The organism is Candidatus Chloroploca mongolica, from assembly GCF_004762035.2.
Lineage (GTDB): Bacteria > Chloroflexota > Chloroflexia > Chloroflexales > Chloroflexaceae > Chloroploca > Chloroploca mongolica.
In genome coordinates, this window is the sequence record NZ_SIJK02000132.1 from 1 (window position 1) to 4,219 (window position 4,219).

At 68.6% G+C, this 4,219-nt stretch carries 3 protein-coding genes and 1 pseudogene; 3 read left to right on the forward strand and 1 reads right to left on the reverse strand.

Going from position 1 to position 4,219, the window contains the following annotated elements:
* A partial coding sequence (locus EYB53_RS25015; RefSeq protein WP_135482297.1) for a transposase occupies nt 1-505 on the reverse strand: 505 nt, incomplete at its 3' end.
* Nucleotides 506-555: 50 nt separating this feature from the next.
* Between EYB53_RS25015 and EYB53_RS25020 the strand changes: the two genes are divergently transcribed.
* The 3 genes and pseudogenes from EYB53_RS25020 to EYB53_RS25030 all read left to right on the forward strand — a co-directional run.
* A complete protein-coding gene (locus tag EYB53_RS25020; RefSeq protein WP_135482299.1) occupies nt 556-924 on the forward strand; it encodes a hypothetical protein in 369 nt (122 codons plus the stop codon).
* Complete coding sequence (locus EYB53_RS25025) at nt 921-2,966, forward strand: type IV secretory system conjugative DNA transfer family protein (RefSeq protein WP_135482301.1); 2,046 nt, start codon at nt 921-923, stop codon at nt 2,964-2,966. Before EYB53_RS25020 ends, EYB53_RS25025 begins: the two co-directional genes overlap by 4 nt.
* Nucleotides 2,967-3,699: 733 nt before the next feature.
* Nucleotides 3,700-4,219: pseudogene (locus EYB53_RS25030) on the forward strand (RCC1 domain-containing protein); the annotation flags it as partial.

Below are 4,219 nucleotides of genomic sequence, written 5' to 3' on the forward strand. Positions count from 1 at the left end.
TCAGTTCATCGGCCTGCACCTTGGCGAGATCGGCGAGGAAGGCGCGCACGAGCGGGTGGACCACCGGGTCGAGCGCGTCCAGGTGCGCCGTTACCGTGGTGACGACGCGGGCGACCAGGGCCACGGTGGTCTGGAGGCGGGCGTGGCGGGCGGCGGCACTGCGGGCGGGTTTGGGGTGCGTGAAGGGCGTCAGGTCGAGCGCCTCTAGCGCGGCGGTGAGGGTAGCCGGGCCGCGCTGCCGCAGCAGCCAGACGAGGCGGAGGGTCAGGTCGCGGAGTAAGGCGGCGGGACTGACACTGGGCGCGACCGGACTCTGCATGGCAAAGGTATCGACGATCTGGGGCGTGGTGGTGGCATCTTCCGGGTCGACGCGGTCGAGGAAGGTGAGCACATCGCGGAAGAGGGCGTCGGGCACGTGCTGCCGCATCCAGCCGTGAAAGCGGGCGAGCGTGGTATGGTCGGGAAGCTGCGGGGCAAACAGGGCGAGCCCGACAAACCAGCGCACGACGAGATTGCTGGCGAGATGCCACCTGCCTCTTCGACGGCGAACGTTTCGTGCTCGAACTCGATCGCGGCACCCGCCCGCTCCGCTCCTGGTACCGGAAAGCTCAGGCGTACGACGCTTACCAGGGCCACCCGTTGTTGCAGCAACGCTATGGCACTGCTCACTTCCGCGTGCTCGTCGTGGCTCCGAGCATGACGCGCCTGCAGCGGATCGCCGAAGAAGTGGTCAAAGTCAACCGCCAGGCGGCGGCGAACTATCTCTTTCTCCCCGAAACCCATGTGCATCCGACGACCATTCGCCGGGGTTGGTTCGGCATCGGCACCGTGGTGTGGACAACCAACCAGGTCGTCGATCGTCTTGTGGAGCAACCGCAGGTCACGCTGGCCCCGAGTCACCTCTGGGAGCCAACACCATCATGAGTACCCTGGCGCCACTGCCCTCCCGGCCAACCCGCCGCCCGCTCGCCCCGCAGACCGTCCAGGAACAACAGAGCCGCCTGGTGAGCTTGGCCCTCCTGCTCATCGTGACCGGCCCTGCAGCGCTGCTGTGCGCGGGGCTTCTGGCGGCCTTCGTGCAGGCGGATCGGACGCAACGCCGCGCTCGCTGGTGTGCCCTGCTGGGCCTGGCGGGCCTGGCGGGCATCGCCGTCCGCTGGGGCCATCTGGGGGCCACGCTCGCCAGCCTGACGCTCACGACCCGGCCCTTGCTTGGCTACCTGCAACCCACACTGATCACCCCGCCGCCCCCAGCCGCGCTACCGGCCCTGTTCGCCCAGAGTTGGCCCGACGTGAGGCACTTCTGGTTGACGATGCTTCTGCTGGCCCCGCTGCTGGCCCTCTATCTCCAGAACACGCGCGTCAAGACAGCGGAAGATCGGGAACGCGAACGCCTGGCGCGTGACACCGCCCGCGCTCAGCGAGCGCTGCAACGGGCGCAGCACCAGTGCGCCACCGCCCCGGACGCTGCCGGTGGATCACTTGTGCTCGGCGTTCCGTTGGGTGGCGATCTTGCCTGGAGCCACGGGGCCTGGTTTACCTATCCAGCGGCCAATCTGGGTCGACACCTGGTGCTGATCGGCGCGAGCAACACGGGCAAGACCGAAACGAGCAAACGGCTCGCGTATGGGGCGGCCCGCACCTATGGTTGGCGCGTCTTCTACCTCGATTGCAAAGGGGACGAAGCGACCGCTGCGGAATTCACGACCGCGATGCACACGGCGGGGATCGCCCACGTGGCGCACTTTCCGAGCACCACCTATGACGGCTGGCGCGGCGACAGCACCGCCATCCTCAACCGGCTCTTAGCCGTGCTCGACTACACGGAACCCTACTATCGCGATATGACCAAGCTGTTGCTCAGCCTGGCCGTGGATGCCCCCCCCGGGCCGCCGCGCTCGAGCGAGGAACTGCTCGCCCGCCTCCGGCTTGAGCACCTGCTCACCCTCTACCGTGGGCACCCCGAAGCCCAGGAGTTGACGGGGTTGCGCAAGGAAGACGCCCAGGCCGCCGCCAACCGATACCGCTCCTTCTTTCGTGCGCTACGGGGCGGCCTGGATGGGAGGTGGGCGTTTGAGGACGTGGCGGCTGGGTACTTGCTGCTCAAAGGCCTGGAATTGCGTGACCAGACCGCGAGCCTGGGGCGCTACCTGCTGGAAGATTTCGCCCACTATGTTGCGGTGCGCAAACCGCCGGACGAACGGGTCTTGCTGATCATCGACGAGTTCCCGGCGATTGCGGTGGGCGGAGCCAACGCCGCCACGCTCTTCGAAATGGTACGCTTCCGGGGGGCGGGGGTCATCGTCACAGCGCAGAGCTATGCGGGCATGGGCAGCGACGCCGATCGCATCCTGGGGGCGGCAGGCGGGGTCATCTTGCACCAGTGTGCCGATCCCGAACGCCTCTTGCCCCGAGCCGGGCTTCAGGTCAGCTTTCAGCGGCGGATCAGCGTCGCCGAACGGGGCATGGGGCGGGGCGTCAAAGAGTACGCCTTGGGCGAAGGCAGCCTGGCGGTTCAGGACAGCCTGAAGATTCACCCCGACATGGTAAAACGGCTGCAACCGGGGGAATGTGTCGTGATTGCGGGGGGCGCAGCGCAACACATCCGGGTCAGTCGTGTCCGCCCACCGCGCCGGGCACCGCGCCGGGCACCGCGCCCCCCTCGGCCCGCCGCGCCTCCGGTGACACCGCCGCTGATCACCGACGGCATCGCCCTCGACGACGCCACCCGGCAGCGCTGTCGCACGGTTGCGGCCCGCCGGATGTCGCCTCGCTCGTCGCCCGCCGTGCCCAGTCCACCCCCCGAGGCCCCCGCTGCGCCTACCCCTGATCCGGCCCCGCCACCGCCTCGCGCTGGTGGGCCCACCCCACCGCCGGAAGCGGCTGCCCCCATATCCGGCCCGGCCGCACCGCCTTCCTTGCCCCGCCCCGCCGACCCTGGGGGCAGCGACATCGCTGAATACTGACGGCACGGTGGGGGTGGTGTTGGCAATGCGGAGACAGCGATCCGTGCAACGCTCCGCCTCAAGGGCAGCGTCAGCCTCAGCGTCAACCTCGTGTTCAACCCCAACGTCGAGCCCTGCAACCCCTGCGTGGCCCCCAAAGCCAACTCCTGCGCCCGTGACGCAGGGGTACCACGCAGGGGCCAACGCTGCGGCTCGCGCCGCCCAGCGAGGCGTTTTGCCGCATCAGGACGCGGTGCAAGGGTGAGCGTGCTGCAGTGTGTTTGCGCCCGCAGCGTCATCCAGCCCCTCCCCGGTAGCGCGTGCGGTGGGTGGGGTAGGTAGGCGATCATCAGCGGGTTGGTCTAACGCCTGCGCTGATGACGGTGCTCGGCGTCGCCTGCGCTGACGGTGGCCCCGGGTCAACGGCGTATGGCCGTGGGCGCGATGATCATTCGTTGCCTGCCGAGGCGTTGCGTCAGCGTGGGGGCGAGGTTTCCCTGGCGCCCCCACCGGGCTACGGACGTGGTGGGGGCAGGGCGTGCGGGATGGACAGGGCCAGGCCACGCCCGTGGGTGGCTCAGCCGCGTGCGTTGGTAATGATCCCGCAACTATGCGTCAAAAGCCAAGAGTCAAATGGGGCGGATGGGTACAAACAGCCTAAGATGGATACTAACAGTCTAAGCGGGTTATCTGTACGCGTGGTCGCGGCGGCGGCGCGGGGCTGACCGGGCGACTCGTGGAAGCGGAGGGTGTCATGGTTCACCGTCGTTGCCTGTCGCTCGTGCTGGTCTTCTTGGTTACCCTAGGGGTGTCCCTGCTGGTGCCTCAGCCTGCGGCCATGGCTGTGCCAGCGGTGCTGAATGAGTCATCGGGATCCTCGTCGCCTGTCGTGCCGGAGCCGCTGAGCGTGGATCTCCGCCCAGCGGTGGCCCTCGGGCTGACCAACGCCGCCCTGCCCCAGGTGATCGCGGGTGGCAATACGACCTGTGTGATCAATCGCGCCGGGTATCTCTTTTGCTGGGGGGCATCTTCCGCGGTGCCAGCCGAGCTCGGCGTGGTCAGCCAGGTCAGCGTGGGTGGGTCTCACACCTGTGCGGTGACGGCGGGCGGCACCCTGCGCTGCTGGGGGGACAACGGTTCTGGCCAGGCGACGGTGCCAGCCGAGCTCGGCGCGGTCAGCCAGGTCAGCGCGGGTGATACGCACACCTGTGCGGTGACGGCGGGCGGCACCCTGCGCTGCTGGGGGGACAACGGTTCTGGCCAGGCGACGGTGC

Coding starts and splice junctions, on each gene's coding strand:
- EYB53_RS25025 (WP_135482301.1), top strand. CDS start 921: ATGAGTACCCTGGCGCCACTGCCCTCCCGGCCAACCCGCCGCCCGCTC.